The 25,114-nt window shown below is 41.5% G+C and carries 31 protein-coding genes; 20 read left to right on the top strand and 11 right to left on the bottom strand.

Going from position 1 to position 25,114, the window contains the following annotated elements; all coding sequences use genetic code 11:
* Nucleotides 1-63 precede the first annotated feature (63 nt).
* The 4 genes from V7L20_RS10600 (at nucleotide 64) to V7L20_RS10585 (ending at nucleotide 2,555) form a co-directional block, all read left to right on the top strand.
* Entirely contained in the window at nucleotides 64-648 is a 585-nt protein-coding gene (locus tag V7L20_RS10600; protein WP_334744028.1) for a PAP/fibrillin family protein, read from the top strand.
* A 248-nt stretch (nucleotides 649-896) separates the two neighbouring features.
* Nucleotides 897-1,112 (top strand): photosystem I reaction center subunit IV, encoded by a 216-nt coding sequence (locus tag V7L20_RS10595; RefSeq protein WP_094349537.1) that lies wholly within the window; start codon nucleotides 897-899, stop codon nucleotides 1,110-1,112.
* A 245-nt stretch (nucleotides 1,113-1,357) separates the two neighbouring features.
* The gene (locus tag V7L20_RS10590; protein WP_334744027.1) at nucleotides 1,358-2,230 is read left to right on the top strand and encodes a DNA-formamidopyrimidine glycosylase; all 873 of its coding nucleotides are present in this window, start codon (nucleotides 1,358-1,360) and stop codon (nucleotides 2,228-2,230) included.
* A 109-nt stretch (nucleotides 2,231-2,339) separates the two neighbouring features.
* On the top strand, nucleotides 2,340-2,555 hold the full coding sequence (locus tag V7L20_RS10585; RefSeq protein ID WP_334744026.1) for an NAD(P)H-quinone oxidoreductase subunit O: 216 nt from the start codon (nucleotides 2,340-2,342) through the stop codon (nucleotides 2,553-2,555).
* Nucleotides 2,556-2,947: 392 nt separating this feature from the next.
* Here the strand turns inward: V7L20_RS10585 and V7L20_RS10580 are convergent, their stop codons facing one another.
* Together V7L20_RS10580 and V7L20_RS10575 are read right to left on the bottom strand one after the other, a co-directional pair.
* Nucleotides 2,948-3,337 (bottom strand): translation initiation factor, encoded by a 390-nt coding sequence (locus tag V7L20_RS10580; RefSeq protein ID WP_334744025.1) that lies wholly within the window; start codon nucleotides 3,335-3,337, stop codon nucleotides 2,948-2,950.
* A gap of 94 nt (nucleotides 3,338-3,431) precedes the next feature.
* Nucleotides 3,432-3,914, bottom strand: coding sequence for a hypothetical protein (locus V7L20_RS10575; RefSeq protein WP_334744024.1), 483 nt, complete (start codon nucleotides 3,912-3,914; stop codon nucleotides 3,432-3,434).
* 339 nt (nucleotides 3,915-4,253) lie between these two features.
* Between V7L20_RS10575 and V7L20_RS10570 the strand changes: the two genes are divergently transcribed.
* The 4 genes from V7L20_RS10570 to V7L20_RS10555 all read left to right on the top strand — a co-directional run bounded on the left by V7L20_RS10570 (nucleotide 4,254) and on the right by V7L20_RS10555 (nucleotide 7,348).
* Nucleotides 4,254-4,934, top strand: a complete 681-nt coding sequence (locus V7L20_RS10570; protein ID WP_334744023.1) for a hypothetical protein — start codon at nucleotides 4,254-4,256, stop codon at nucleotides 4,932-4,934.
* Between the two features lie 37 nt (nucleotides 4,935-4,971).
* The gene (locus tag V7L20_RS10565; RefSeq protein WP_334744022.1) at nucleotides 4,972-5,220 is read left to right on the top strand and encodes a hypothetical protein; all 249 of its coding nucleotides are present in this window, start codon (nucleotides 4,972-4,974) and stop codon (nucleotides 5,218-5,220) included.
* A 23-nt stretch (nucleotides 5,221-5,243) separates the two neighbouring features.
* Nucleotides 5,244-5,855: a hypothetical protein gene (locus tag V7L20_RS10560; protein ID WP_334744021.1), complete on the top strand. Its 612-nt coding sequence runs from the start codon at nucleotides 5,244-5,246 to the stop codon at nucleotides 5,853-5,855.
* Nucleotides 5,856-5,953: 98 nt separating this feature from the next.
* Complete coding sequence (locus V7L20_RS10555) at nucleotides 5,954-7,348, top strand: DUF1802 family protein (RefSeq protein WP_334744020.1); 1,395 nt, start codon at nucleotides 5,954-5,956, stop codon at nucleotides 7,346-7,348.
* A gap of 113 nt (nucleotides 7,349-7,461) precedes the next feature.
* Here the strand turns inward: V7L20_RS10555 and V7L20_RS10550 are convergent, their stop codons facing one another.
* The 4 genes from V7L20_RS10550 to V7L20_RS10535 form a co-directional block, all read right to left on the bottom strand.
* Nucleotides 7,462-7,785: a hypothetical protein gene (locus V7L20_RS10550; protein WP_334744019.1), complete on the bottom strand. Its 324-nt coding sequence runs from the start codon at nucleotides 7,783-7,785 to the stop codon at nucleotides 7,462-7,464.
* A 284-nt stretch (nucleotides 7,786-8,069) separates the two neighbouring features.
* On the bottom strand, nucleotides 8,070-9,656 hold the full coding sequence (locus V7L20_RS10545; RefSeq protein WP_334744018.1) for a glucose-6-phosphate isomerase: 1,587 nt from the start codon (nucleotides 9,654-9,656) through the stop codon (nucleotides 8,070-8,072).
* Between the two features lie 111 nt (nucleotides 9,657-9,767).
* Complete coding sequence (locus tag V7L20_RS10540) at nucleotides 9,768-10,025, bottom strand: cytotoxic translational repressor of toxin-antitoxin stability system (RefSeq protein WP_334744017.1); 258 nt, start codon at nucleotides 10,023-10,025, stop codon at nucleotides 9,768-9,770.
* Nucleotides 10,026-10,078: 53 nt separating this feature from the next.
* Complete coding sequence (locus V7L20_RS10535) at nucleotides 10,079-10,276, bottom strand: hypothetical protein (protein WP_334744016.1); 198 nt, start codon at nucleotides 10,274-10,276, stop codon at nucleotides 10,079-10,081.
* 221 nt (nucleotides 10,277-10,497) lie between these two features.
* On the opposite strand from V7L20_RS10535, the gene V7L20_RS10530 reads away from it, so the two are divergent.
* From V7L20_RS10530 to V7L20_RS10520, 3 genes are all read left to right on the top strand, one after another.
* Nucleotides 10,498-11,631, top strand: coding sequence for a branched-chain amino acid ABC transporter permease (locus tag V7L20_RS10530; protein WP_334744015.1), 1,134 nt, complete (start codon nucleotides 10,498-10,500; stop codon nucleotides 11,629-11,631).
* Complete coding sequence (locus tag V7L20_RS10525; RefSeq protein WP_334744014.1) at nucleotides 11,621-12,403, top strand: ABC transporter ATP-binding protein; 783 nt, start codon at nucleotides 11,621-11,623, stop codon at nucleotides 12,401-12,403. Before V7L20_RS10530 ends, V7L20_RS10525 begins: the two co-directional genes overlap by 11 nt.
* Before the next feature lie 244 nt (nucleotides 12,404-12,647).
* Nucleotides 12,648-13,361, top strand: a complete 714-nt coding sequence (locus V7L20_RS10520; protein ID WP_334744013.1) for a Uma2 family endonuclease — start codon at nucleotides 12,648-12,650, stop codon at nucleotides 13,359-13,361.
* Nucleotides 13,362-13,375: 14 nt separating this feature from the next.
* Here the strand turns inward: V7L20_RS10520 and V7L20_RS10515 are convergent, their stop codons facing one another.
* The 3 genes from V7L20_RS10515 to glpX form a co-directional block, all read right to left on the bottom strand.
* The gene (locus tag V7L20_RS10515; protein ID WP_334744012.1) at nucleotides 13,376-13,936 is read right to left on the bottom strand and encodes a DUF2087 domain-containing protein; all 561 of its coding nucleotides are present in this window, start codon (nucleotides 13,934-13,936) and stop codon (nucleotides 13,376-13,378) included.
* Between the two features lie 92 nt (nucleotides 13,937-14,028).
* Complete coding sequence (locus tag V7L20_RS10510; protein WP_334744011.1) at nucleotides 14,029-15,315, bottom strand: glutamyl-tRNA reductase; 1,287 nt, start codon at nucleotides 15,313-15,315, stop codon at nucleotides 14,029-14,031.
* 240 nt (nucleotides 15,316-15,555) lie between these two features.
* Nucleotides 15,556-16,593 (bottom strand): class II fructose-bisphosphatase, encoded by a 1,038-nt coding sequence (glpX, locus tag V7L20_RS10505; protein WP_334744010.1) that lies wholly within the window; start codon nucleotides 16,591-16,593, stop codon nucleotides 15,556-15,558.
* 454 nt (nucleotides 16,594-17,047) lie between these two features.
* Between glpX and V7L20_RS10500 the strand changes: the two genes are divergently transcribed.
* From V7L20_RS10500 to grxD, 8 genes are all read left to right on the top strand, one after another.
* Nucleotides 17,048-17,623, top strand: a complete 576-nt coding sequence (locus tag V7L20_RS10500; RefSeq protein ID WP_334744009.1) for a DUF981 family protein — start codon at nucleotides 17,048-17,050, stop codon at nucleotides 17,621-17,623.
* Between the two features lie 57 nt (nucleotides 17,624-17,680).
* Entirely contained in the window at nucleotides 17,681-17,995 is a 315-nt protein-coding gene (grxC, locus tag V7L20_RS10495) for a glutaredoxin 3 (protein ID WP_334744008.1), read from the top strand.
* A gap of 287 nt (nucleotides 17,996-18,282) precedes the next feature.
* Nucleotides 18,283-18,768: a tRNA adenosine(34) deaminase TadA gene (gene tadA, locus V7L20_RS10490; RefSeq protein WP_334744007.1), complete on the top strand. Its 486-nt coding sequence runs from the start codon at nucleotides 18,283-18,285 to the stop codon at nucleotides 18,766-18,768.
* A 112-nt stretch (nucleotides 18,769-18,880) separates the two neighbouring features.
* Nucleotides 18,881-19,639 carry a lysophospholipid acyltransferase family protein gene (locus V7L20_RS10485; RefSeq protein WP_334744006.1) on the top strand — a complete coding sequence of 253 codons (759 nt, stop codon included), beginning with the start codon at nucleotides 18,881-18,883 and terminating at the stop codon, nucleotides 19,637-19,639.
* Nucleotides 19,640-20,450: 811 nt separating this feature from the next.
* Complete coding sequence (locus V7L20_RS10480; RefSeq protein WP_334744005.1) at nucleotides 20,451-21,056, top strand: hypothetical protein; 606 nt, start codon at nucleotides 20,451-20,453, stop codon at nucleotides 21,054-21,056.
* A 12-nt stretch (nucleotides 21,057-21,068) separates the two neighbouring features.
* Nucleotides 21,069-21,263, top strand: coding sequence for a hypothetical protein (locus tag V7L20_RS10475; RefSeq protein ID WP_334744004.1), 195 nt, complete (start codon nucleotides 21,069-21,071; stop codon nucleotides 21,261-21,263).
* Between the two features lie 18 nt (nucleotides 21,264-21,281).
* Nucleotides 21,282-21,539, top strand: a complete 258-nt coding sequence (locus tag V7L20_RS10470; RefSeq protein WP_334744003.1) for a BolA family protein — start codon at nucleotides 21,282-21,284, stop codon at nucleotides 21,537-21,539.
* Nucleotides 21,540-21,635: 96 nt separating this feature from the next.
* A complete protein-coding gene (gene grxD, locus V7L20_RS10465) occupies nucleotides 21,636-21,959 on the top strand; it encodes a Grx4 family monothiol glutaredoxin (protein ID WP_322648605.1) in 324 nt (107 codons plus the stop codon).
* 523 nt (nucleotides 21,960-22,482) lie between these two features.
* Here grxD and V7L20_RS10460 read toward each other — a convergent pair.
* Complete coding sequence (locus V7L20_RS10460; protein ID WP_334744002.1) at nucleotides 22,483-22,731, bottom strand: DUF6761 family protein; 249 nt, start codon at nucleotides 22,729-22,731, stop codon at nucleotides 22,483-22,485.
* A gap of 581 nt (nucleotides 22,732-23,312) precedes the next feature.
* On the opposite strand from V7L20_RS10460, the gene V7L20_RS10455 reads away from it, so the two are divergent.
* Entirely contained in the window at nucleotides 23,313-24,080 is a 768-nt protein-coding gene (locus V7L20_RS10455; protein ID WP_334744001.1) for a response regulator transcription factor, read from the top strand.
* Between the two features lie 140 nt (nucleotides 24,081-24,220).
* Here the strand turns inward: V7L20_RS10455 and V7L20_RS10450 are convergent, their stop codons facing one another.
* The gene (locus V7L20_RS10450; RefSeq protein ID WP_334744000.1) at nucleotides 24,221-25,099 is read right to left on the bottom strand and encodes an ABC transporter ATP-binding protein; all 879 of its coding nucleotides are present in this window, start codon (nucleotides 25,097-25,099) and stop codon (nucleotides 24,221-24,223) included.
* Between the last annotated feature and the right edge of the window lie 15 nt (nucleotides 25,100-25,114).

Genomic DNA, 25,114 nt, shown 5'->3' with positions numbered 1-25,114 from the left:
TACATAGGTTATGAATATCTTGTTTATGCTGATGAAAAGGACTGATTTTTGAGGTGACAGGCAATGAGTAAAAAAGCGGCTCTAATGGATGCAATCGCACTTACAAATCGCGGTTTACTGGCGACCCAAGCCCAGAAACAGGTTATCTTAGCAGCGATCGCCAATTTAGAAGATTTTAATCCTACACCCAATCCGGTAGAAGCTAGTAATTTGCTAGATGGTAATTGGCGATTACTATACACCACCAGCAAGGCTCTTTTAAACTTAGATGGTCTACCTTTTTGCAAACTTGGTCAAATCTATCAGTGTATCCGGGTTGATACTGCCAGCGTTTACAACATAGCTGAGATTTATGGCTTACCTTATTTGGAAGGATTAGTCAGCGTTGCTGCTAAATTTGAGCCAGTTTCAGGTCGGCGTGTCCAAGTTAAATTTGAGCGGTCTATTATCGGCTTACAACGTTTAATAGAATACAATTCTCCGGTAACTTTTATCCAACAAATTGAAGAAGGTAGAAAATTTCCCGCAATTGATTTTGTAATCAAGAGTGATAAACAGCAAGGCTGGTTAGATATCACCTATATAGATAACGATCTGCGAATTGGCAGAGGTAATGAGGGAAGTGTGTTTGTCTTAACTAAAACATAAGCTTCTAAAAAATAACTGTTTGCGAACGAAGGTACGCCATAACGCGTGCCTTGTCAAGTATTATCTAATACAATTTTCAATCTTGGGAGTGGGTGAGGGGGAGCAGAAGGAGAATAATTAATAACCAATGCTCAACGCCCAATTCAGACAAATAACTTAACAAAGACTCTTGCTGCTACCTTCAGGTTGTAGAGTGAAATCAATTAGCCCTCTAGATTGGCGATTGATAACTAAAAGGGAAAATAATCATGGTTCAACGTGGTTCTAAAGTACGTATTCTCCGCCCTGAATCCTACTGGTTTCAGGATCTAGGAACTGTGGCTTCCATTGACCAAAGCGGCATCAAATACCCTGTAATTGTCCGCTTTGAAAAGGTCAATTACTCTGGTATCAATACCAACAACTTTGCCCAGGATGAATTAGTCGAGGTTGAAGCACCAAAGGCTAAAGCACCTAAAAAATAGCAGCAAAGCTACAAGGGGCTTGTTTGATGCGATGATGAAGGGTAGTCTGAAGTCTGAAGTCTGAAAATTTCAGTTCATTCATCTTTTACCCAAGCCTACCCTAATCTATGAGAAGCCGCCCTGAGGGTATTTACGGTTTCTCTTGGCTAGTAATGCGAGCTATCTACGGCTGTATAAGTTACTACTCCATCTCTTCTTTATTGAAGCCTCAAGTACATCAAAAATTGCTTGCTTAATCAGTTTGAATGCCAGAACTGCCTGAAGTTGAAACGGTCCGAAGGGGCCTAAATCAATTGACCCTTAACCAAGAAATTACGGGTGGAGATGTGTTGCTTGATCGCACCATCGCCTACCCGTTTTCTGTTGGTGAGTTTGTTGATGGAATTAAAGAGAATGCGTACCCCGGAGGGGTTGGCGCAGCCATCGCTACTTGGCATCGTCGTGGTAAATATCTTCTTGCCGAACTCTCTTCTACAGGTTGGCTAGGGGTTCATCTGCGAATGACCGGTCAACTACTATGGCTGCATCGAGATGAACCATTACATAAGCACACGCGGGTTAGATTATTCTTTGGGGATCAGCAGGAATTACGCTTTGTTGATCAGCGTACCTTCGGGAAAATGTGGTGGGTTCCGCCTGGTGTCGCTGTAGAAAGTATCATAACTGGTTTAGCAACACTGGCAGCAGATCCATTTTCACCCGAATTCACTGTTGAATATCTAGCTCTCAAACTTCAAAACCGTCGCCGTCCGATTAAGACTGCACTACTGGATCAATCGGTAGTGGCGGGATTAGGTAACATTTATGCCGATGAAGCCCTGTTTATGAGTGGAATTTTACCTCAAACCTTATGTATAGATTTGCAGCTAAAGCAAATTGAACGTTTGCGAACAGCCATAATTCAAGTTTTAGAAACCAGCATTGAGGCTGGCGGCACGACTTTTAGTAATTTCTTAAGTGTTAAAGGTGTCAATGGCAATTATGGTGGTATTGCCTGGGTTTATAACCGCGCTGGAGAACCCTGTCGAGTTTGTGGCACTCCAATTATGCGGATTAGGTTAACTGGGCGATCTAGTCACTTTTGCCCCCAGTGTCAAACAAACGGTATGGGGAGTTAGGAGTTGGGAGAGACGCGATTAATCGCGTCTGTACAGGAGTTGGGAGTTTTACCTCGGAAGTCTTTTAAAATGCGGATAAGTCTAATCTAGAAATTTGAGAGGGGAATTCATGGCAGTCAAAAAAGGAGATATGGTTCGCGCTATCCGCGAGAAACTGGAAAACAGTATAGAAGCAAAAGCTAGTGATACTCGCTTTCCTTCTTATTTGTTTGATAGCAAGGGCGAAATTGTAGATGTCAAAGGTGATTACGCCCTTGTTAAGTTCGGGAAAGTACCAACGCCAAATGTTTGGTTACGTGTAGATCAGCTTGAAGAGTTTAAATAATAAGAAGAATTCAGGAGTGAGAATGAATCGGCGGGGATTTAGCGCATAGATTTGGTATGATGTTTCACCTTTGGGCCCAATCTGTGCGTAGAAGTATTGAGCGATCGCAGGAAATTTTGGCTGAGTAGATCCTCCAAAATCTCCCTTAAATCCAAAATCCCCCTTTTTAAGGGGGACTTTAACTCAGTTACCCCTTTTTTAACCTAGTTTGGGGGTTCCTAGTTTGGGGGTTTAAGTTGCATAGCTTTTATCAAGCAGCGCGAAAGCAAGCCTAAATCTAAATCCCCCTTACAAAATGTAATTGCTTTCCTCTCTACAAGACGCTTTGCGAATGTAGCAGGGCATAGCAAGAGTGCGAATTGCGAATTGTTTTAAGGGGGTTAGGTTTCGCGTTAACGGCGGTAATCCTCATCTGCAGGGTCGCCGTAGGGATCTTCACTGGCTGGACGGACGTTACCAAATTCCCCTTGGTCTGCGGGGTCGCCGTAGGGGTCTTCACTGGCTGGACGTACATTACCGTAAGACGCTATATCTCCGGGGTCACCATAGGGGTCTTGGCTAGCTGGAATCACGTTGCCGTAAGACGATATATCTGCGGGGTCGCCGTAGGGATCTTGACTGGCTGGAATCACGTTGCCATAGGATGCCGGGTCTGCGGGGTCGCCGTAGGGGTCTTCACTGGCTGGACGGACATTGCGATCGCGGTATTCAGCATCTTCAGATTTATCGCTGTTTCCTCCAAAGAAGAGATCCTTCGCCTTTCGCAAAAAGTCATCTACCATAATCTGTCTCCTGATTTAAATTAGTGTTTCCGACGTGCGCGATCGGCGTTATCCTCCGGGAAACCCGCTTTCTTATTTACACACGCTTTGCTATCTAGAGCGCTGGAGCTGCGGATGAGGTTATGCCACTTAGATCGCGACCTGTAGAACTCCTGTTATAGCCTTGGAATTGGCGATATTGTTGTGCTTCAGATTCCGGTACTCGAATTCCTTCTGATGGTGGAGTTACCCAATGAGCGCGATGTTCAGCATCACGGTAGTATACACGCCCGTTCTTAGAAAGATAGTATTTACCTTGCGCTCCTTCTTGTGAAGCATTCTTATGTTGGTTGTACATGTAGTAAAGTGCCGCAGCTCCTGCCAAAAGTGCCACTTTTTGCCCCGTACCCAATCCCTTCTTAGCTTCGGTTTGGCGATCACTAACTGTTCTACCAGCACTATCATCAACTGGTGGTGGTACTGAAGCGTTTCGGGAACCACCTCCGCAGCTACTCAGCAAGGGTACGGTTAGCAATGCCGAAAGCAGCACTGCAAATAGACGCGAAACTATTTTACGTTCTTTATATATTGTGTTCATCGGATTTCATCATCACCTGTATTTGCTAAAAGCTTTGCTGTTGCAAAAACAAAGTTGAAATTCCTGTTATTTCGCGTGGAATTGAAAAAACATCTACAACTCAATTTACAACTGCACAGCTACAGCGTTTCACTGTTATAATCAGCGATTTTCTCTAGTATTCCATCCTGCCTTTGAGAGAAACTGCATTCATCCTAAGGAAATATATTGTTGATTTTTTAATTAATCAATTTAGCCCAAACGCGGAAATATTCAGCAATTTCTCGGTTATTTTTTTGGGTTAAATAAATTAAAAAGATACAGTTACTATGATGATCTTTGCCAAAAAATACACTCAATATGACATCACAAAATACAGCCCAGACTAGAACTCGTCTCCTTTTGGCTTTGTGGGATTTGGGAGGAACGCAGCAGGAAGTTAAAAAAGGTCAACTCACTAAGCGAATTGTAGCCAAAAGCCAGAAGGTAGCAGATTATCAGGGTTCATTTGAAGAATTGCAGAATCAGGGTGCGATCGCAATCTCCAAAAAAGGATACTCTCTGACATCTGGCAAGGGTTTAGAGGTGTTGGGTGAGGGTTTGAGAAGTTCTGATTTTAAATTTGAAGGGACGATTGTCGGTACTTGGGCGGCGAATGCGTTGGTGAAGTGGATTAGTCAGATTGATGTTGCCGTAGTTGGTGCAGATGTACCAGTTAATGGGGTTAAAGGTGCGTTAGCGCAGCTTTCCCAAGGAATCGCTTCTTATGACAAGTTTAAGTCGGTGGCGTTGGAAGTCTACGACAAGCTGAACTATGAGTACAACTTTAATCATCTAGTGCCAATTTATCGCATTAGGAGAGCAATAGGCGATCGCGTGAGTCGTACAGAGTTTAATGATTGGCTGCTAGAAATGCAAGGCAACGACATTTTGCAACTACAAGGCGGAACTGTAGAAGATAATGCAAGCGACAAAATAGAAGATTCTATTACTACAGAACTCAATGGATTACGCTGTTACTCAAAACGTCTGAAACCTTAAATTTTTTCAAATATTTACTTATAAACCTCACATTTCTATGATTAATAGTACATCTGACATTGACAAATTAATTCAGAAGCAAAACCCATTTGCAGGGCATCTTATTGTTAAACCGCAACAAATATGGGGAAAAAGTTTTCCTGATGTACCTTCAATTAATGCTCATGCCTCTCATGCAGTGTTTGATGCTCTTGACAAAAAATTCCTCCTCATCTTCTATACCCATTTGATGAAAATAAGCTTAGGCAACAAGGTAAAGAAAGACCTACTGTTAGATCAATTTTAAAATGGTGTGCAGATAATTTTAGTTTGATTGAACCGCATCATCCGGTTGAACCGCATTTTAAGGCAGCGATAGTCAATATTGATTCTACTATACATTTACTCATAGAAGATGAAGTAGCAATTGCTGCTGCTCTGAAGGTAGCATTCGTTAGTTTAGCTAGAGACACAATAGAAATAGAAGAAGTGAAAGTTGAAAGGGTCGAGGAAATTTTAGCCAATAAAGCAGATCAAGGATATCTTAATTTCAGAATTGTTGGTAATAATGGAAAAGTCAAGATAGGAGTAGTTGTTATTCAACAATCTGGTGGAAAATTTATAGGTGCAGCATTGAAAAGACTAATTGAATACGAAAAGTTTAACCTGACTCGTGGTTGCTTAGTTCGTTCAAAGAAAATTAATCCGGGAGCTTCAGTACCTCAAGAATGCTTGAAAATTCTTTTAAAAGAACGAGGTGGAGAATGGGTACGCTTACAAAGTGAAGATATTAAACCTCTTTTAGCCATCTCATCTGTTTACTATAACTGGAGAAATTACGAATTAACAGAAGAACAAATTTTTGACTTTATTAAACAGAAGCAACTAGCAATCAACAATCCTTTGATTCGGGAAATCCTCAGCGATCCTTCTGGGCAATAACATACAAATTTAACTGATGATGGATTACCTACCTATTAGTATTCCTTAAAGTCTTGCTACCGCCGATTACGTCGAACTAAATCTATAGCTAGCTATAAATGAATCAGCAGTTTTCAATTCCAACAGCGCTGTGTCTACTCGTCCCTGATATTGAAGCCTTAATACAGGGGCGAACAATTGCAGCTTTACCCAGGATGTTTATTCGTCCTGGGCAGAGATTTGCACTTTATCCTACTGATGCTTCAGTTTCAATTAAAGCTTGGGCTAAATGTGAACTTTGCCAAATTTTAGACGAGACTAAGCCATTAGATATTTTATCTAAGTTAACAATATGGACACAAAAAGTATTAAAGGAAATACTACAAAAACAGCAGTATCTTTTCCTGGCTTACTTGCGCGTCTATCACTTACCTCAGTTACAAGAAATATCAGTCAATCCCAATATTCAGGAAAAGCTAGGAAAATTTCTTATTTTACCTAATTCTCTAACGGTTTCTGAAGCAAACCCAATATTAAACGATCGCACCTTCGCCCAACGCAAGCATCAACTAGAAAATCGACAACCACCACTACATCCTGAATTAGAAGAATTGCAGAGTGCGATCGCATCCCTAACCATTAGCCAACCAGCAGCGAAACAATTAGACGACGACATCAAAGTATTTTTGGGTTGGAGTAGTGACAAGCTAATTAAGCAACCCGATCCAAATTTAGCTTGGATAAATGATATTGCAAAATTGGGCGATCGCAGCATAGAAAAAGATGAGGGTAAAAGCAACTATCAAGCTGGTACAGATTTTGAAATCATCGCACGCCGTAGCCTTGATTTTTTAGGATTCAAAGTTGAAGAAAACTACAAAGGCGGTGCAGGTGGCTTGGACTTATTTTGCTCACAACCTTATCCTCTTGTTTGCGAATGTAAAGCAGGAAAAACCATTCCTGATCGTGCAGTAGAAGAATTAGATAGGATTGGTAGAAGGCATTTAAAAGAAAATTATCTTCAAGCTGTAAGATTAATTATTGGCCCAGGTAAACCGACTAAAAATTTGAAAGAATCTGCTGAGATATCTAAAATTAGTATTATAAATGTAATGACTCTACAAAAACTAGTTGAATTCAAAGCAAAATATCCAGGTGCTATTAACTTAGTAGAATTACAGCAATATCTAGAACCTGGGCAAATTGATTATAAAATTGGTGAATATATTGATAAAGCTGAGAGAGAAATTAAATTGCGATCGCAGATTATCATAGCAGTCAAAGAACTTTCTGAACAAGACAACGAAACTGCAAAAATTACACATCCGAGTTTCACAGTTACAGAAATTCGTGTTCATTACAATGCTACTCATAATCCCCGGCTAAATGATGAAGTCGTTCACGATTTACTAATTGAACTTTCTTCACTCTTAACAGGCTATTTAGGACGAATAAAAAGTAGCGATTGGAATAGCGATCGCTTTTACTTTCTCCGTGATTTACCTATTAACTAAAGATAGTACAATATATCTCTTTTCTTCCCTCTGCGTTCTCTGCGCCTTGGCGGTTCGTTTCAAAATATCAATTTCAAAAAATAACTGTCCCCTATTGTTAAACATACCCTGAATCATATTGTGCCAGTTGTTCCCGTTTCATTTAGACAGAATACACAATGTCTACTATTTGGGTATTTTTCAAGGGCTTTTTTATGAGCTTGCATTTTATCTACATCAATTAAGTAATCACTACTATCTGGCTCCACAGCAATATACCAGCCGTAGTGTTCCTGTTCCTTAATCAAATCGGGACGCACATGCTCAAAAATTGCCCGACAACGCCGATAAAATACTTCATCTTCAGCTTTGCGTCTAGCAAGTTCTTCTGGTGGTAAAGTGCGTTCTGGAAAAATTCTACCCCGACGTGCAGGTTGTTTTGCAGTTGATTCAGTCATAGCATTAATCCTACTTATTGATGCTGCCTTAACTTTATTTTATAGAAAGCAATAACGAGCGATCGCGCAGCCCGCCCCAATCACTAGCATTCTCATGCAGAGTATAGGAACGAGGAATTTGTAATTAAGAGGATGTTTTAAAAGTCTTCTTAATTACGAATTACGAATTAATATAGTGAAGCATCCTAGACGGAAGATATATCTTCTATCTAGGATGCTTCACAATAAATAATTGTTGCTGATACAACAATTATGGACAAAATATGATATGATGACTAGAGCTATCAGCTAGCAGAAACGGTCAAACTATCGGGTTTGTGAAAATCACCTTGCAAAACCACACCTCGCTGATTGGCATAGATATGACGCAAAATCTTGTAAATTGCCTCAACTTGATCTGATGCGCCTGCTTTGTTGGCGAGTTCGTCAAGAGAAAGGGGAGTTTTTTCTTTTTGTAGCACTGCTACCACTCGTGTTTGTAAATCAAGAATGGAAGCAGCAGCTTTTTTGCCAGCTTCTACACCTGGTTGATGATAGGCGTTGACGTTGACCAAACTACCATATAAACCAACAGCACGCTCATACAAAGCAATTAATGCCCCTACAGTTCGAGGGTTAACTTGGGGAATCGTGACTGTAATCGAATCGCGGTGATTTTCATAAAGCGCTTGTCGGGTTCCTTGGAGAAAACCGGAAAGATAATCGCCTGATGTAACTCCTGGATCTATTTCAGTCGATGGGCCTTGACGATCTTCCAACACTTCTATGAAAGTAGCAAAGAAATTCGCTACCCCCTCACGTAACTGCTGGACGTAAGCGTGTTGATCTGTTGAGCCTTTGTTGCCATAAACGGCGATGCCTTGATGAACAACGTTGCCGTTTAAGTCTTTTTCCTTGCCCAAGGATTCCATTACCAGCTGTTGCAAATAGCGACTGAATAAAAATAAGCTGTCCTTGTAAGGTAGGACAACCATATCTTTTTCGCCCTTTCCGTTACCAGCAAAGTACCAAGACAAAGCAAGCAAGGCTGCGGGGTTATTTTTCACATCTGGGACGCGGGTAGCGTCATCCATTTCTTTTGCGCCATCTAGCATAGCGCTAACATCAATGCCTTGTAATGCGGCTGGTACTAGCCCCACAGCAGACATTTCTGAGGTGCGTCCTCCTACCCAGTCATACATAGGAAATCTGGCCAGCCAACCTTCGTCTTTGGCCAGTTTATCGAGGTTGCTATCAACGCTAGTAATTGCTACCGCATATTGAGCAAACTCCAAATTGTGTCCGGCGTAGGCTTTTTTAACTTCAATCATGCCGTTACGAGGTTCCGGCGTTCCCCCAGATTTGGAGATCACCAAAACCAAAGTGCTAGCGAGGCTATTTCGCAGATGATTGAGAACGCGATCAATACCTGCCGGATCGTTGTTGTCGATAAAGTGGATTTTCAGGGGCGGGAAATCAGGAGCAAGGGCTTCTGCGACGAATTGGGGGCCGAGGGCGGAACCACCAATGCCAATGGAGATAATATCCGTAAAGCGGCTTGCTCTGGGAGGATGAATAGCACCTGTTTGGACTTTTTCTGCAAATGCTTCGATTTGTTCTAGGGTTTGGACAATTTCTTGTGTAAGTTCTGGAGTTGGCGCTAAATCAGGATTTCGCAGCCAGTAGTGTCCAACCATGCGATTCTCGTCAGGATTTGCGATCGCACCCTTCTCCAGTTCAGCCATATCCGCAAACGCCTTGTCAAACTTCGGCTGCAACGATTCTACAAAAGCATCGTCGAACCGCATTCGACTTATGTCTAAGTAAAGTCCTAATCCCTCGTGGAAATATAACCAGTTTTGGTATCTTTGCCAAAGTGCCCTAGCATCCATAGGGAAATCTCAAATAAAGTGTTTTTCAAAACCAGTTTAATGTAAGGTTATAGCGATCCCTGCCTAGCCTTATACAGTTTACAGTTTTAAGTGTTCCCTTGACTCTTGACTTTAAACATCTGGCATAGGGATGACACGCAGAAATTTCACAATTTCACCCCTGATTTCTATACCAATCAAGTAATTATCGAGGGTAAAGCGGTAAAAAATGCCTTCATTATCAAGCTGTCGCAGTTCTTTTAAATCGCTCAACTGCCACTTTTGGGCTAACTCAGTAAATACAAAATCATACACCCGCTCATAGGCAGCAGGTTCTAAATTCTTCAGGTCTAGTAAAAAAGACCTTGCATAGCGCATTTCCAGACTCACTAGGCGTTACCTTAACCAAAACTTGAGGGGCCAGAAAAGAAAGCGCTGCTGAATCAGAAAAACATCAACAATCTTACCGCTTCTTCATGGGTTAAGATATCCCACGGTTGCTGCGATCGCTTGACTTGTTGTATCGCTTTGAGCATATAAAAGTCATAATGTAAAGCTTCGAGAACATCCCAAATGTCTTGCAAATCGTCATCACCTAACTGCTCGATTAAGTGATGCATTCTCAGTCGCAGCAAATTCATACATCAATTATTCCTTACTGGAAACACCAACAATAAATAGTATTCCCAAAAATTAGCTCTGCTCAAGCTACGCTAAAATTTATTCGCTTAGGGAGTGGAAAGTAGGGAGTAGAGAGTAGGGGGACAAGGAAAATAACTATTCTCCATTCTCCATTCCCCATTCCCCATTCCCCATACTTCGACTGCGCTCAGTACAAGTTCCCCATTCCCCATTCCAAAACATGGTTGACTATCTCATTTTCTTAGCAATTTCCACAGCACTTTTTGCTCTATTCGCATTAGGACTCAATTTACAGTGGGGCTTTACGGGATTAATTAACTTTGGTCATATTGCTTTCATGACCCTGGGAGCATATACAACCGTATTGTTAAGCTTAAAGGGCGTACCCCTACAGATATCGGCAGTAGCTGGGGCAATTGTTGCCGCCTTGTTGGGTTTAATAATTGGTTTTGTAACTCTACGCTTACGGGAAGATTATCTAGGAATTGTCACCATTGGTACGGGCGAATTAATTCGTTTGGTGGTAAATAACCAGGAATTACCTGTAGGTGACACCTGGACTTCTGGATCGTTTGGTGTGCAAAGTTATCCTATACCCCTATCCACAGAGCCGAATTTGTTTGTCAAATTTGTGATGATTGGGCTTTTGACACTGCTGGCTGCTGCAACTTTCTTTACCTTGTGGCGATGGATTCGCACCACCCAAATATCTCGGACTACTGATTTAGGTAAAAGGACAACTAGCAAACAAGAATTTATATCGCGTTTAGGTGTGGGAATTGTGTTAGCCATTTTGGCAGCAGCGATTTATATTTCTGGGGTAATCGGACTGTATAATTACAACCCAAAAGCGGGTTTAATGCTAGTGTTGTTGCTAGTTTTAGCATTTGTATACTGGCGCTTAGAAATTTTGGTGCGATCGCCTTGGGGTAGAATTCTCAAAGCCATCCGTGAAGATGAAGAAATTCCCAAGGCGCTGGGAAAAAATGTCTTTTGGTATAAATTACAATCTCTCATGTTAGGAGGTGCGATCGCAGGTATCGCTGGTGCTTTCTTTGCTTGGCAACTTAGCGCTATTTACCCTGATAATTTCCAACCGCAGATTACCTTTGACACTTGGATTATGGTGATTTTAGGCGGTTCTGGTAATAACGTTGGCACAATTTTAGGTGCAGTAATTTTCTTTGCTTACGATGCACTGACGCGGGAAGTCTTACCCAGAATCGTCCCCCTTGATGAAGCCCGTTTGGGTGCATTTCGGATTATGGTAATCGGACTAATTTTGATGATACTGATGATTTGGCGACCTCAAGGTATTCTAGGGAAAAAGGAGGAACTTACTCTTGGTAAATAATCAGTCATCACCACTTCCCCTTTTGGTAGCCACTGGACTTTCTAAAAGCTTTGGTGGTGTCAAAGCAGTTAATGAGGCGAAAATTGAAGTTGCCAAAGGCAGCATTACGGGCTTAATTGGCCCCAATGGTGCTGGTAAAACTACTTTATTTAACTTACTTTCAAATTTCATTCGCCCAGATAAAGGACGAGTGATTTTTGACGGCGAACCGATTCACAACTTGCAACCATATCAAATTGCCCAACAGGGAGTAATCCGCACTTTTCAGGTTGCAAGGACTCTCTCGCGGTTGTCGGTGTTAGAAAATATGCTGCTGGCGGCGCAAAAACAAACTGGTGAAAATTTTTGGCTCTTGCAGTTGCAACCGCACGTTGTAGCTAAGGAAGAAAAGCAACTGCAAGAGCGAGCAATGTTTCTATTAGAATCAGTGGGTTTAGCAAAAAAAGCACACGATTATGCTGGTGGCTTGTCTGGTGGACAACGCAAGCTACTAGAAATGGGACGGGCGTTGATGACTAATCCCAAGTTAATTTTGTTGGATGAACCTGCTGCTGGTGTGAATCCGAGATTAATTGATGATATTTGCGATCGCATTATCACTTGGAACCGTGAAGATGGGATGACCTTTTTGATTATTGAACACAATATGGATGTAATTATGTCCTTGTGCGATCGCGTTTGGGTACTTGCCGAAGGACAAAATTTGGCTGACGGTACGCCAGCAGAAATTCAAACTAATCCCAAAGTTCTAGAAGCTTATTTGGGAAAATAGAGTGCGATTAGTTTTCTGTTCCAAACTCTCCCTGTGTGGGAGAGAGGCTTTTATTCTTATTCTGATTCGCTAGTAGGAAATGGTTTGAGGCTTAGGTTTGAGAGAAAGTCGCACCCAGCGTCAAATATTCGGAAATTTGGCTCGTGTTAAAATCGAATTGAATATTGTAGTTAATTGATGATATTTGCGATCGCATTATCATTTAGAACCGTCCTAAATATGAGAAAGCTGGAGGCATAGCATTATGGTAATCACTCCTAATACCGCATCTCAGGTCATCTACCTCGAAAGCGACGGACAACCAATGGCGGATAATACCAAGCAATTTCGCTGGATAGTAACTATTAAAGAAAATTTAGAAATTTTTTTTATATCGCAATCAGATGTATTCATCGCTGGAGATTTATTTTGGTATCCAGTTGAAGGCAATCCTAACATCAAACAAGCACCTGATATTCTGGTAGTGTTTGGTAGACCCAAGGGAGATAGGGGTTCTTACAAGCAATTTGAAGAAGATAACATTCCGCCACAGGTGGTGTTTGAAATATTATCTCCTGGTAATACAACTAAAGAAATGGCAAAGAAACTCCTGTTTTATCAACGCTATGGAGTTGAAGAATATTACATTTACGAGCCAGACCGAAATGAATTAACAGGTTTTCTGCGCTCAGAAGATTGGTTGCAAGAAATTAACCAGATTTACGGATGGATAAGTCCCCGTTTGGGAATCCGCTTTGAACTCACCCCACAAACTTTAGAAATATATCGCCTTGATGGATATAAATTTCTTACACCTGTTGAGCTTGACCAAATACGTATACAAGAACGTCAACGTGCTGAACAAGAACGTCAAGCTAAAGAAGCAGCTCTCCAACAACTCGACGAAGAACGCCAACGATATCAAGATTTATTGACACGACTGCAAGAACGGGGAATTAACCCAGAACAACTCTTGTAAAATATCTTTCATATTTATGTAATACGCCAATAAACCCCATTCTCTCGCTGCATTAAATGGCAAGCAATCAACTCTCGGCGCAAGGTGGCGCAGTCAGGATGGTAGCGTTTAAGAATGTCATTTACTAAGCGTTCAGGGTAGTTGACTCCTACATCAAACTGGTTTAACAACCACTTGAGAATAACTAACCGCTTTTTGCGACTAGCGGGGATTTCCTTAAGGGTTTCGCCCTCGAAATAGTTTTTCAACACTTTGCTTTCCCAAGCCTTGGTATCCACATCCTCAATCAAGGATGCTATTTTCTCAGGTGTGAAAATTTCCTTGCTAATGCTTTGCAAAGCCTCACTATCCAATTGATATAGACGGCTATTACCTTCAGGACGCATTGTCACCAAATTTAGCTCTTTAAGTTTTACTAAATGATGCGATACCGTCGGTTCCTTGAGTTGCAGTAGCACCGCCAATTCTTCGACGCTGCACTCCTGATTCGCCAAAATACCTACAATCTTCAATCGGCTATCATCCGCTAATGCCTTGAAAAAGCGCAATAAAATATTAAATTGCTCTGGTTGCATAACTAACTTCTAATTAGATATATATCTAATTAGAAGTATATCTAATTGAAAAGCTCAGATCAATGAGTAGAGGATCTTACTTGTTGTTAAATTTAACTAAACTGTTCCTCTGCATCAAGGTTAAATAACATTTGTAGAGTTTGCATACACCGGCGTCTAGCTTCCACATCTTGCTGCGATCGCAATTGCACCATCGGGTCATGTAAAATTTTATTGACAATTCCCCGTGTTAATGCTTCAATTACCTCTTGATGTTTTTCAGCGAATTCCGAACCCAATCTCGACAAAGCTTTTTCTAATTCTTGTTCGCGGATGGTTTCAACTTTATTTCGCAGACAGCTAATAGTAGTCACAGTTTCCAGAGAGCGCCACCAAATATCAAAGGCTTCTACTTCTTCTTCTAAGAGTCTTTCTGCTTCCTGTGCAATCTTGCGGCGGCTTTCGTAGTTTTGCGCTACTACTGCCTTCAAATCATCTACATTAAACGCTTGCACATTTTGCAATTCATTTACATCTGCATGAACATTACGCGGCACAGAAATATCAAATAACATTAAAGAGCGCTGAACTTCTAAAACCATTTCCAATTTGGCACGGTCAAGGATTGGCTCTGTCGCCGAAGTACTTGTAAACACTAAATCGCTATTAGCAATTAAGCTCATCATTTCCGATAGCGGATGAATTTCGAGCGGCTGTTGAGGGAACTGCTTTGTTAATTCTAGGGCGCGATCGCGTGAGCGATTTACAATACTAATTTGTACAGCACCTTTAGAAATCAGGTGTTGCACTAACAGCCGCGACATTTTACCAGCGCCCAAAATTACCACTCGGCAAGCTGCTAAATTTGCCACTTTTATCTGCGCTAACTCTACAGCAGCCGAACTGATAGAGACAGCGCCAGTACCAATACTAGTTTCAGTGCGAACCCGCTTTCCAGCTGTCAGCGCTTGTTTAAATAATCGATTCAAAATGGTTTTTATACCGTTATATTGCTGTCCCAGTTTGTGAGTAGTTTTCACCTGAGCCAGAATTTGACCTTCTCCGAGTACCAGACTATCTAAACCACCTGCTACGCGCATAACGTGCATCACTGCATCATCATGTAGCAGCATAAATAAATGTTGTCGCAGAGAAAGCACGGGTAATTTACTGTATTCTGCAAGAAACTGCGTTACTTCTCGGATACCTTGGTCTGCTTCACTGGCAACAATGTAAATTTCCAGGCGGTTACAAGTGCTAAGAATTGCAACTTCATCAATATGTGGATAGTTGGTCAGATGAGCGATCGCACTTTCAATTTGTGGTTCTGGAATGCTCAGTTTTTCCCGGACTTCTACTGGGGCTGTTTTATGGCTTAACCCCACCACTGCTATATTCATTTGCTAAATCGTAGTTACTAGTTGGTAGTTGAGAATAGGGCATTAAGTGAGAATAGGGAATGGGGAATTTTTGTTTATTGGTTGGTAGTTATCCCCAGCAATAAACAACTATTAATCACTAACTACTAACTACTAACTACTGTAAGGGTAAAGCATTTGGGGGAATCTTTTTCAATTTTAGAAAAAGATTTATTTCTAAATACTTTGCCCCTACTTCTACCATTCCCCATTCCCTAAAAATTAGTTCAGTTGGAGAGTTTTGGTTTCACCAAACATGTGAATTGTATCAACAAATCGAGCAGTTTTCGATTGGTTAGAAATTACCAAGCTTTGAGTTCTAGCTCCACCGTTGAAGAAACGTACACCTTGCATGAGATTACCACTGGTAATGCCGCTAGCAGCGAACAGAACAGTTTGACCAGATGCCAATTCATGAGCATCATAAACCTTATCGGGGTCATTGATATTCATAGACTTTAAACGATCAATGTTAGCTTCTCTGCTTTCTCCGATCAGACCTGTTTTTACTATTGCTGGATCGTAAATCAGTTGACCTTGGAAGTGTCCGCCCAAAGCACGCATTGCTGCTGCCGAGATTACACCTTCAGGAGCCGCACCGATACCCATCAGCGCGTGGATATTAGTTCCAGCAAAACCACAGCTTATAGCTGCACCTACATCACCGTCAGAAATTAGTTGTACTCTCGCTCCAGCCTCACGGATTTCTTTAATTAAATCGTTGTGGCGTTCGCGCTTCATGACTACGATCACAAGTTCTTCAATCGAGCGCTCTAGACACTCAGCGAGAATCTTGAGGTTTTCTGTTGCTGACTTGTTGATGTCTACCTTGCCTTTAGCTGCGGGAGGTGCTGCTAACTTCTTCATATAAAAGTCAGGAGCAGCAAATAATCCACCCTTTTCAGAAATTGCCAAAACAGCCATCGAACCAGGTTGTCCATAAGCTACCAAGTTCGTACCTTCACAGGGGTCAACGGCGATGTCAATTTCGATTAATTCATCAGGGTTACAGAGAGCTTCGGCATTTGGTTGGGTACAGATACCAACTTCTTCCCCGATGTATAACATAGGCGCGTCGTCACGTTCACCTTCTCCAATCACAATGCGACCACGCATATAGATTTTATTCATCCGCTCCCGCATAGCTTCCACAGCTACCTGGTCAGCAGTGTTTTTTTCGCCTTTACCCATCCACTTTGCGGATGCGATCGCCGCTTGCTCTACTACTTCAATAATCTCTAACCCAAGTGTATTTTCCACAGAGTCTGCCCTCTCAACTGCTTGAATTTCTGCCGCTTTATCTGGCTATTTCAGTCTTCAAGTCTACCAAAGGGCGGATACACCTGGAAGAAAGTTAAGTTTTACTGCTAACTCGTTAGAAAAGTGCCAGTTAACACATCCTTCTTTTTCACCCCTAACTATTCCAGTATAAAGCGTGTTCAAAAGCAACTAAGTTAAGCAGCACCGCAACGCAAAAGTCAAAAGTCAAAAGTCACGCATAATTGTATTCCAAGCTCTTGCGCTATGTGAAATGGTATGTTTATTTTTGCGCTTCCTCTACTAGGTCAAATGGGTAGCAGTGTATATCTAAAACATTGCTTTTCTTCAGTGTTTCTCGTTAGGTATAAAATAATAAACAAAAAAATTTGGTGAATTTACTAAAAACTAAAAAACGAGGCGTTCAGTAAAAAGCTTATCAAACAAGAGGTTAATCATGTTTATCGACTACATCACACTCATGTTGATTAATATGGTAGCTGGGCTATTTCTACTGGCTGATTATGTATATCGTGGTATAGATAGTTCTAATCAGAGACAGTGGATTCCTGGGTTCGGAATTACTGGGGCTATAGCCTTAACAACTGGTTTACACATGAGCTTCACCTGGCCAGTAATGGGTAGCTTTAATATTGCCTTCGGTGAGACAAGTGTCTTATTTGGAATCTTGTTTGTTGCGGCTGCGGTTTCTCTTGCTCAAGGTTGGGATTTGTTGACAATAGCAGTTTACGGTTTCTTTGCTGGTGCTGTTGCGATCGTAGTCGGTATCCGCATCATCAACTTGAATTTGACAAAGCAACCGCTTTTATCGGGAATTGGCTTTATTTTAACTGGATTAGGTGGTATTTTGGCAGCACCAACTCTTTATTGGAAAAGCAACCGAACTTGGCGACTAATTGGCGTAGCAGTGCTAATAATAGCCGCTCTAATTTGGGCATTAACTGGATATTTGTCTTACTGGAATCATTTAGAGGGTTTCCAAAAGTGGGTTCCAGCCCCGATGCGGCAGTAATCAATGCCAGCAATGATCTAGGCTAGAGATATAGTTAAAACCTTGCTTAATATAAATATGCTGGACTTTCTCAATCCCCTTTTAAATCGCCATCCAGAGCGAGTTAAAGCCAACGTTGAACTTTATACGTGGCAAACTTGTCCCTACTGCATTCGTGCCAAAATACTGCTGTGGTGGAAAGGTGTAAATTTTACCGAATATAAAATTGATGGCAACGAAGCAGCCAGAGCTAAAATGGCAGAACGCGCTAACGGACGCCGCACTGTACCGCAAATTTTTATCAATAACCAGCACATTGGCGGCTGTGATGATCTTTATCAGCTAGACACACAAAGTCAACTCGATCCTCTTTTAGCCCAAGCCACTATTTAGAAATTAAATCAACCTCTAGCGGCTAGCTTGCTAGCCGCTAAATTTAAGAATCTTGATTTATTTAGCTCCAGACTTCTAGTTTGCGGGCTATATGCCAATACAGTTCAAATCAGCCCAAAACCCTGATGTAGAGACGTGATTTATCACGTTTTGAAAGACCAATTATCTACACCAATAACCCTGAATCCAAATGTATTGGGCTATATGCTGTTTATTCATTGTTCGATAGGCGAGACGCCTGTCATAGAAAATGTATTAAATTTTCAAATTCTTATATTGATAAGTATATGCTAACTGACCACACAGAATATCTTATACATAAAAAATGGATGAGTTCTGCTTTAGAATTAGCAAAAGTAGCAGGTGATGCAGGTGAAGTCCCTGTAGGTGCTGTTATCATTGATTCAACAGGCAAATTGCTAGCACAAGGAGAAAATAGAAAAGAGCGTGACAAAGACCCTACCGCTCATGCGGAAATTCTCGCCCTCAAAAGAGCTGCAACAATTTTACAAAATTGGCATCTTAATGAATGCACCCTGTACGTAACTCTTGAACCTTGCCCAATGTGTGCAGGTGCGCTCGTCCAAGCGCGTCTAGGACTACTTGTATATGGAGTAGACGATACCAAAACTGGCGCAATTCGTACAGTTATTAACATACCCGATAGTGCTGCTTCTAATCACCGCTTACAGGTAATCGGAGGCGTTCTAGAGTCAGCTTGTCGTGAGCAATTACAGGCTTGGTTTGCTACTAAGCGGCATGGTAGAAACTAACGGACAGAGGTAAAACTGTCCATCTAGTACCAGACAAGCCACGCAAGAGAACCTACGGTGTAACTAATCAGACTTTTCGTTAAATTTTACCCGTCAATCAGCTGCATCCGTCATGATGGAATTTTACTCTTCATCCGATACCTGCCAGAAGACACCAGCAAATCATCAGGTGGCTGGTATGACCTCAAGGGTTTCTCCTTGGTTAAGTCCTCTGGCATATTTATTAGGGCGTCAGTGCCTATTACCATTATTCTTTGGGCAAATTAGCATAACCGGACAAAAAAATATCCCTACAACTGGGCCCGTGATATTCGCGCCTACTCATCGGGCGCGTTGGGACGCATTACTCGTACCTTACGCTACCGTTGATTGTCGGAGAGAACAAGACCTGCGGTTTATGGTCACTATCGACGAATGTCAAGGTTTACAAGGCTGGTTTGTGCGACGTTTGGGGGGGTTTCCTGTAAATTCTAAGCATCCGTCAATCTGCACGCTGCGACATGGAGTTGAGCTACTTCAGCAGAAAAAAACCCTGGTTATCTTTCCAGAAGGTAACATTTTTCGTGATGGCCAAGTTCACCAGTTGAAGCCGGGAATTGCTCGTCTTGCTTTGAGTGCTGAATCTAGTCATTCGGGGCTGGGAGTGAAAATTATACCTATAGGCATTAATTACAGCCAACCTTATCCAAATTGGGGTACAGATGTGAGTATTAATATTGGCTCCCCAATTAAAGTAAAGGATTACATGAGTGGCTGTATAAAACAAGATGCCAAAAGCATTACAACTGATTTAGCAAAGGCATTGCAACAGTTAAGCCATCAAGAAAGAAAAATTAGTAATCGCGCATTTGCAGAAATTACTAATTCTTGATCTCATCAAACGTCAAGAGTCCAAAGACTGGCTCTTACCCATTGAGTATTAACCGTGCATATTAAGAAACTGGACGTTTTCAAGGTTTGACACTAATTGCTTGCTATATTCATCCTGAGTAAGCCATAAAAGATTAGTGGTATTTTGCAACCTTTGAGGATGTATACATATAAATTACCCTGTATTAACAGGATATGTAGCCAAATTGGCATTTTTTTAAACCACTAGCTAATAATTGTCTCGAAACAACTGAATTAGTTGATGATAAATATTCTTACTATTTGGTCAAATAGTTAAATGAAAGTCTTGAGATTTTCCATGATTTTGTAACCATGACTGGTAAAAACAAAATTTTGGAAAGCGCAGGCTGGCGACATCGCCATGTTTAAATGGTTTAGTGCGATAGTGTTTCATGCCTGGTGGAAGCGATCGCAAATACTTCAAGCAGCGTGTGAAGATTCTCGTGCCGAATATCTCACTTAACCTGAGATAATTATTGCAAAGCAAGTCGGTAGCCAGACAGATGCTAAATCCTTTTCTCAAATAAACTTTTCGCCAGCGCCTTGTCAAACTACTCCCAAGCTGCTTTATAGTAAACCGATGATTAAAAAATCAGAGGAATTAACGCGATCGCTCATCAGGACGATTTTAGTTAATTAATATACAGGGGCATGGGAACTCTATTTAACCGATTTTCAGTCTAAATCAAAGAAACTTAGAATACGGCTTTGCTTTGTCCAAGACCAAAACAGAGTTAAGATACCCGAAGTTTTCATAAATTTTCTGTATAGTCGTTGCACTACTTGATCTCATGAACACTGCTGTAGCTGTTACCTTGATGCGCCGTACTCTTTTATCAGTCATAGCAGTCCTCAGCCTGCTATCACCTGTGAATGCTCAGGTATCACAGTCACCAGGCATTATTAGCCCACAACCCATTGACCCCAACGATCCTAATAACCTGCGCCCCATAACCCAAAATAACAGCCTTTTGAGCATTGAAGGTGGCGATCGCTTAGTGAAAGAGGCAGACCAAGCCGTTTCTGCTCAAAACTACCCCTTAGCTGTCAAGAAACTGCAAGAAGCACGCCAGGTTTATAATCAGCTATCTAATTTTTATCAAGAATTAAACTCTAGCTTTTCGGGAATTGACAATAGAGTTTCCGATTCTCAGCGTCAAAAAGCTCTAGTAACAGCGCAAAAGCGAGATGAAGCCACCTTTCAGCTAGCATTGGTACATCGCGCACAAAATCAGCCAGAATTAGCTGTGCCGTTGTTGATTCAAATAATTAAGAGTCAAAACCCGACGCGAGATTTAGGCAAAAAAGCCTATAGACAGTTATTTGAATTAGGTTTTGTTGATTCTCCCTATCCTAGAGAAGGTGGTGCTTCATCTTCCTCATCCCCAAAAAAATAAATTAAATTTTTCTTGTCTGTTTTTCCCCCATCTCCCCCTCTCCCTGAGCAGCAGCTTAAGAACCCCAGTGCTAGGATAGGATTATCTGCCGTACCTTTGAGCGATCGTCCTCAAAAATCTACCTTAGAGGTGCATTTATTTCTAGCCTTGCCAAAACCTGAACTTGGCATAGGCATTGCTCCATATCTGTTAATAATAGAAAAGTAAGTCTTTTTAGGAATAGCGATGATTAGTCCGCAGCAGGTTGAGGCAATGATCAAGGCGGAACTGCCAGACGCCCAGGTTCAGGTGCAAGACTTGACTGGTGGCGGTGACCACTATCAGGTAATAGTAGTTTCATCGCACTTTGCAGGTAAGGGACTAGTGCAACAGCATCAGTTAGTGTATGGTGCTTTGGGGCAAGCTATGTCAACAGAAGCAATTCATGCCTTAGCAGTAAAAACATATACTCCTGAATCTTGGCAAGCAACAGCAGCTTTGTAAAAATAGAGTTAGAAGTTAGGAATTAGGAGTTAGGAGTTATAAATTTTTAACTTCTTACTCGTCATCGTTGAATGTAACATAGGAAACACAAATACCATGACGCCAGAACTCAAAGAGAAAATTGATAACTTGCTACAACAGAACAAGATTTTAGTTTTCATGAAGGGAAACAAGTTAATGCCCCAATGTGGTTTCTCCAACAACGTTGTGCAGATCCTCAATACCTTGGGAGTTCCCTTTGAGACAATTGATGTTCTATCAGATTCTGAAATCCGCCAGGGAATTAAGGAATACTCTAACTGGCCGACAATTCCCCAAGTGTATATCGATGGTGAATTTGTTGGCGGTTCTGACATTTTGATTGAAATGTACCAAAAAGGTGAATTGCAGCAAAAGGTAGAAGTAGCTTTAGCCTCGTAATATCTCTTTAGGCAAACCAAAAGGTATGCTGCTAAATTTGCGCTTGGCAATCAAGGCAATTTATTATTTTTAATATCCTTGAAAGGTCAGAGAAATAGTATTTTCCTTTCAAGGTTTTTTATTGAAAGCGATGGCAAACTCCATCCCCGGACTTCGTCTTGCTACGCACTCCGTGGGTGGACGAGGTTGTTCTCCCCGTCGCTTGGGGCAAGCAAGGCATTGGCCAAACAAGTAGTTTCTTCTCCATGCTGAAAAACTCCAGAGAGCAAGTGGCGTCGAGTTTTTTATTTGTTGGAAGTCCCTTACAAAACAAATACTTGCTCTCTATTGGGCTTGATTTCATATTCAACAATCCCCTCAGTCGCATTGGCAAGACCAATATAAGGCTGAGGGGATGCGTTTTATCAATACAATACAATATCTTTAAAATCTCACACCACAGCACTAGTTGACCAAGACAGATAATATGCTATAATCATCTGCGGTAATTAACGATTACTATCAATAACTAGGTAAATAGTACTTAGTAGTAATCGTGTTGTGGCTGTGGTTGAGGCACTGCAAAATTTGATTCATCGTACAAGTAGCGGCTGGCTTCCTCTTCTAAACGATGAATCAGAAAAGGTTCAAGAATGTTGCTATGTCTTAGTGCGGCTAGATATCCATCCAAATACATCCGCATATCATCCGTGCGATAACCGCGATTCCATAACTCGACGAAGGCGTCGGTGAGTCTTTGGTAATAGCGGATGGTTTGTGTGTCTTGGAGCATAACTGCTGTATTAAACTCTTTGGAATGAGAATTGTAAATGATTTACGCTCAAATGTGAACTGTAATTTCACTTTGGCATTAACTCAAAGTCAATACATCTACTTTGGGCAGTACCCTCCTAGCAATTACAACCTACTTTAATCCTATTCCAGAAAACATCGATTCTAGTTATCTGCTAAGTTATTTTTATGATTTTAATACTCAACAGCCCAATTGTATTGGTGATATATTCGTGGGTGTAGAAAATAATTTCTGCAAGATAGAATCCACTATCATCAAGCTAAAAAACTGTTGTGGTAATAGCTAGCTGCTTATACTATAATTTTTTGACAAATGATATCCATTTAAAAGCCGAAGGTTAAGTTAGAAGAACTGTTTATAAGTTTAACAATACTTTGAAAAAATTTAATAAAAATTTAAGGATATTTATAATCGCCTATAGGTAAGGCACAGATTAAAGATGTTGCCACTTTTCTATGAGGAAATGTAAAGTTGATCGCAATTGAAGTAACAAAGGCTACAAAACCTTAGAGATGAGCTTGTTACTTTGAAAGTCATCGACGCTAAGGGGTCTTGCCACTGTGGGTTCGGTTTGTATAGAAATCATTGAGGGGAATCCCCATCTGAGGTCGTTGTTGGGTTGGCACTTGCAACAACTAGAATACCGTGTGCATCAAGCTGCCAGCATTTATCAAGCAAGGGAAGTATTTTTAAGTCATCAACCAACACTGGTAGTCTTAGATGCAGACCTGCCAGATGGTGATGGCATTGAGTTTTGTCGTTGGTTGAATCGTCAGCAGCAGCCTCTAATCTTAATGCTATCTGCCCGTAATAGTGAAGGTGATATCGTCGCAGGTTTAAAGGCGGGTGCAGATGATTATCTGAGCAAACCTTTTGGGATGCAAGAGTTTTTAGCACGGGTAGAGGCACTAATTCGCCGTAAGCGCACACCTACTGCACCAGCTTATTTGGATTATGGCACTTTGCAAATCGATTTAGTTCAGCGCCGTGTCCGCTTCCAGGGGGAGTTCATTGACTTGACGCCCCAAGAATTTAGTTTGCTGTATGTTTTGGCACAAGCTGGGGGAGTACCTCTGAGTCGGTCAGAATTACTGCGCCGTGCTTGGCCTGACGCTATCGATAACCCTCGTACTATTGATACTCACGTTTTATCGCTGCGAAAAAAGGTTGAACTTGATCCTCGCCAACCCAATTTGATTCAAACTATCCGCAATGTAGGATACCGTTTTAACATGGAAATTTTGAATAGCAATATTTCACAATCACAAACAACAAAGTTAGCTAGAGAAAGATTTAATAATCAACGTTCAACGCTTAGTAGCGTGTGATGAGAATAGGGAGTAGGGAGTAGAAAATGAGGGAGATGAGGGGACAAGGGGACAATTCTTAACTCTTAACTCTTAACTCCTAACTCAGCATTCAGCACTCTTAATGCCCAATGCTTAATGACGATTGATTAATCCAAAATTTAAAATCCAAAATCGTCTTGAACTTCTGCTTGAATTAAGCTTTCTCGTAATTCAACCCAGTTTACTTCACAGACTCTTTGATTTGCTAATAAATGACCTTGTTGTAGGTGTAATAACCGAGTGCAAAACATCTGGGCTACTTCCAGTTGGTGGTTTACCATCAAAATCGTAGTTTGATGAGTCTGACTCAACTGGGTTAAGACTTGCATTAGATGAGAAGCAGTACCAGCATCAAGGGCAGAGGTTGGCTCGTCTAATAATAATATTTTAGGCTGGATGACTAAGGCACGAGCGATCGCTATTAGTTGTCGTTGTCCAGCAGAAAGTTGCACTTCTGTTCGCCCCAACCATTCACTAGGAATATGCAGTTGTTCTGTCCAGTGACTGACTCGTTGCTCAATTGTTTGTTTACATAAACCACGCAAAACTAAAGGATAAGCCAAGGCTTGCCCAACTGTCATCCCCAACAATTTTGATTCTTGTAATACAAGTACAAGCATCTGGCGTAGCTGGATGACGGGAATTTGGCGATATTCTTGGTTTTCTAGATAGATTTTGCCACTAGTGGGTTCAATCAGGCGGTTAAGGAGGCGTAATAACGAAGTTTTCCCAGCGCCAACTGGCCCTACAATGGCAATGCGTTCGCCGCAGGCGATGGCTCTGCCATCGCCCTGAAATATCTCCAAGGAAATATCTTGCAATATGGGGTATCCTTGCTGATTGCCTGGAAGTTGAGTTTTCAGCTTCGTAAACAGATTAACTTGCTCTAGCCTGAGTGTGCCTTTTGCTGTATTCAAGGGGAGTGGGGAGTAGGGAGTGGGGAAGCAGGGAGCAGGGGGAGCAGGGGAAGAAGAATTATTGATTGATTCTTGAGCCATGCCCAACGCCCAATT

The organism is Nostoc sp. (genome assembly GCF_036916735.1).
Taxonomy (GTDB): Bacteria; Cyanobacteriota; Cyanobacteriia; order Cyanobacteriales; family Nostocaceae; genus Nostoc.
This window is presented reverse-complemented; position numbering and strand designations above follow the sequence as displayed.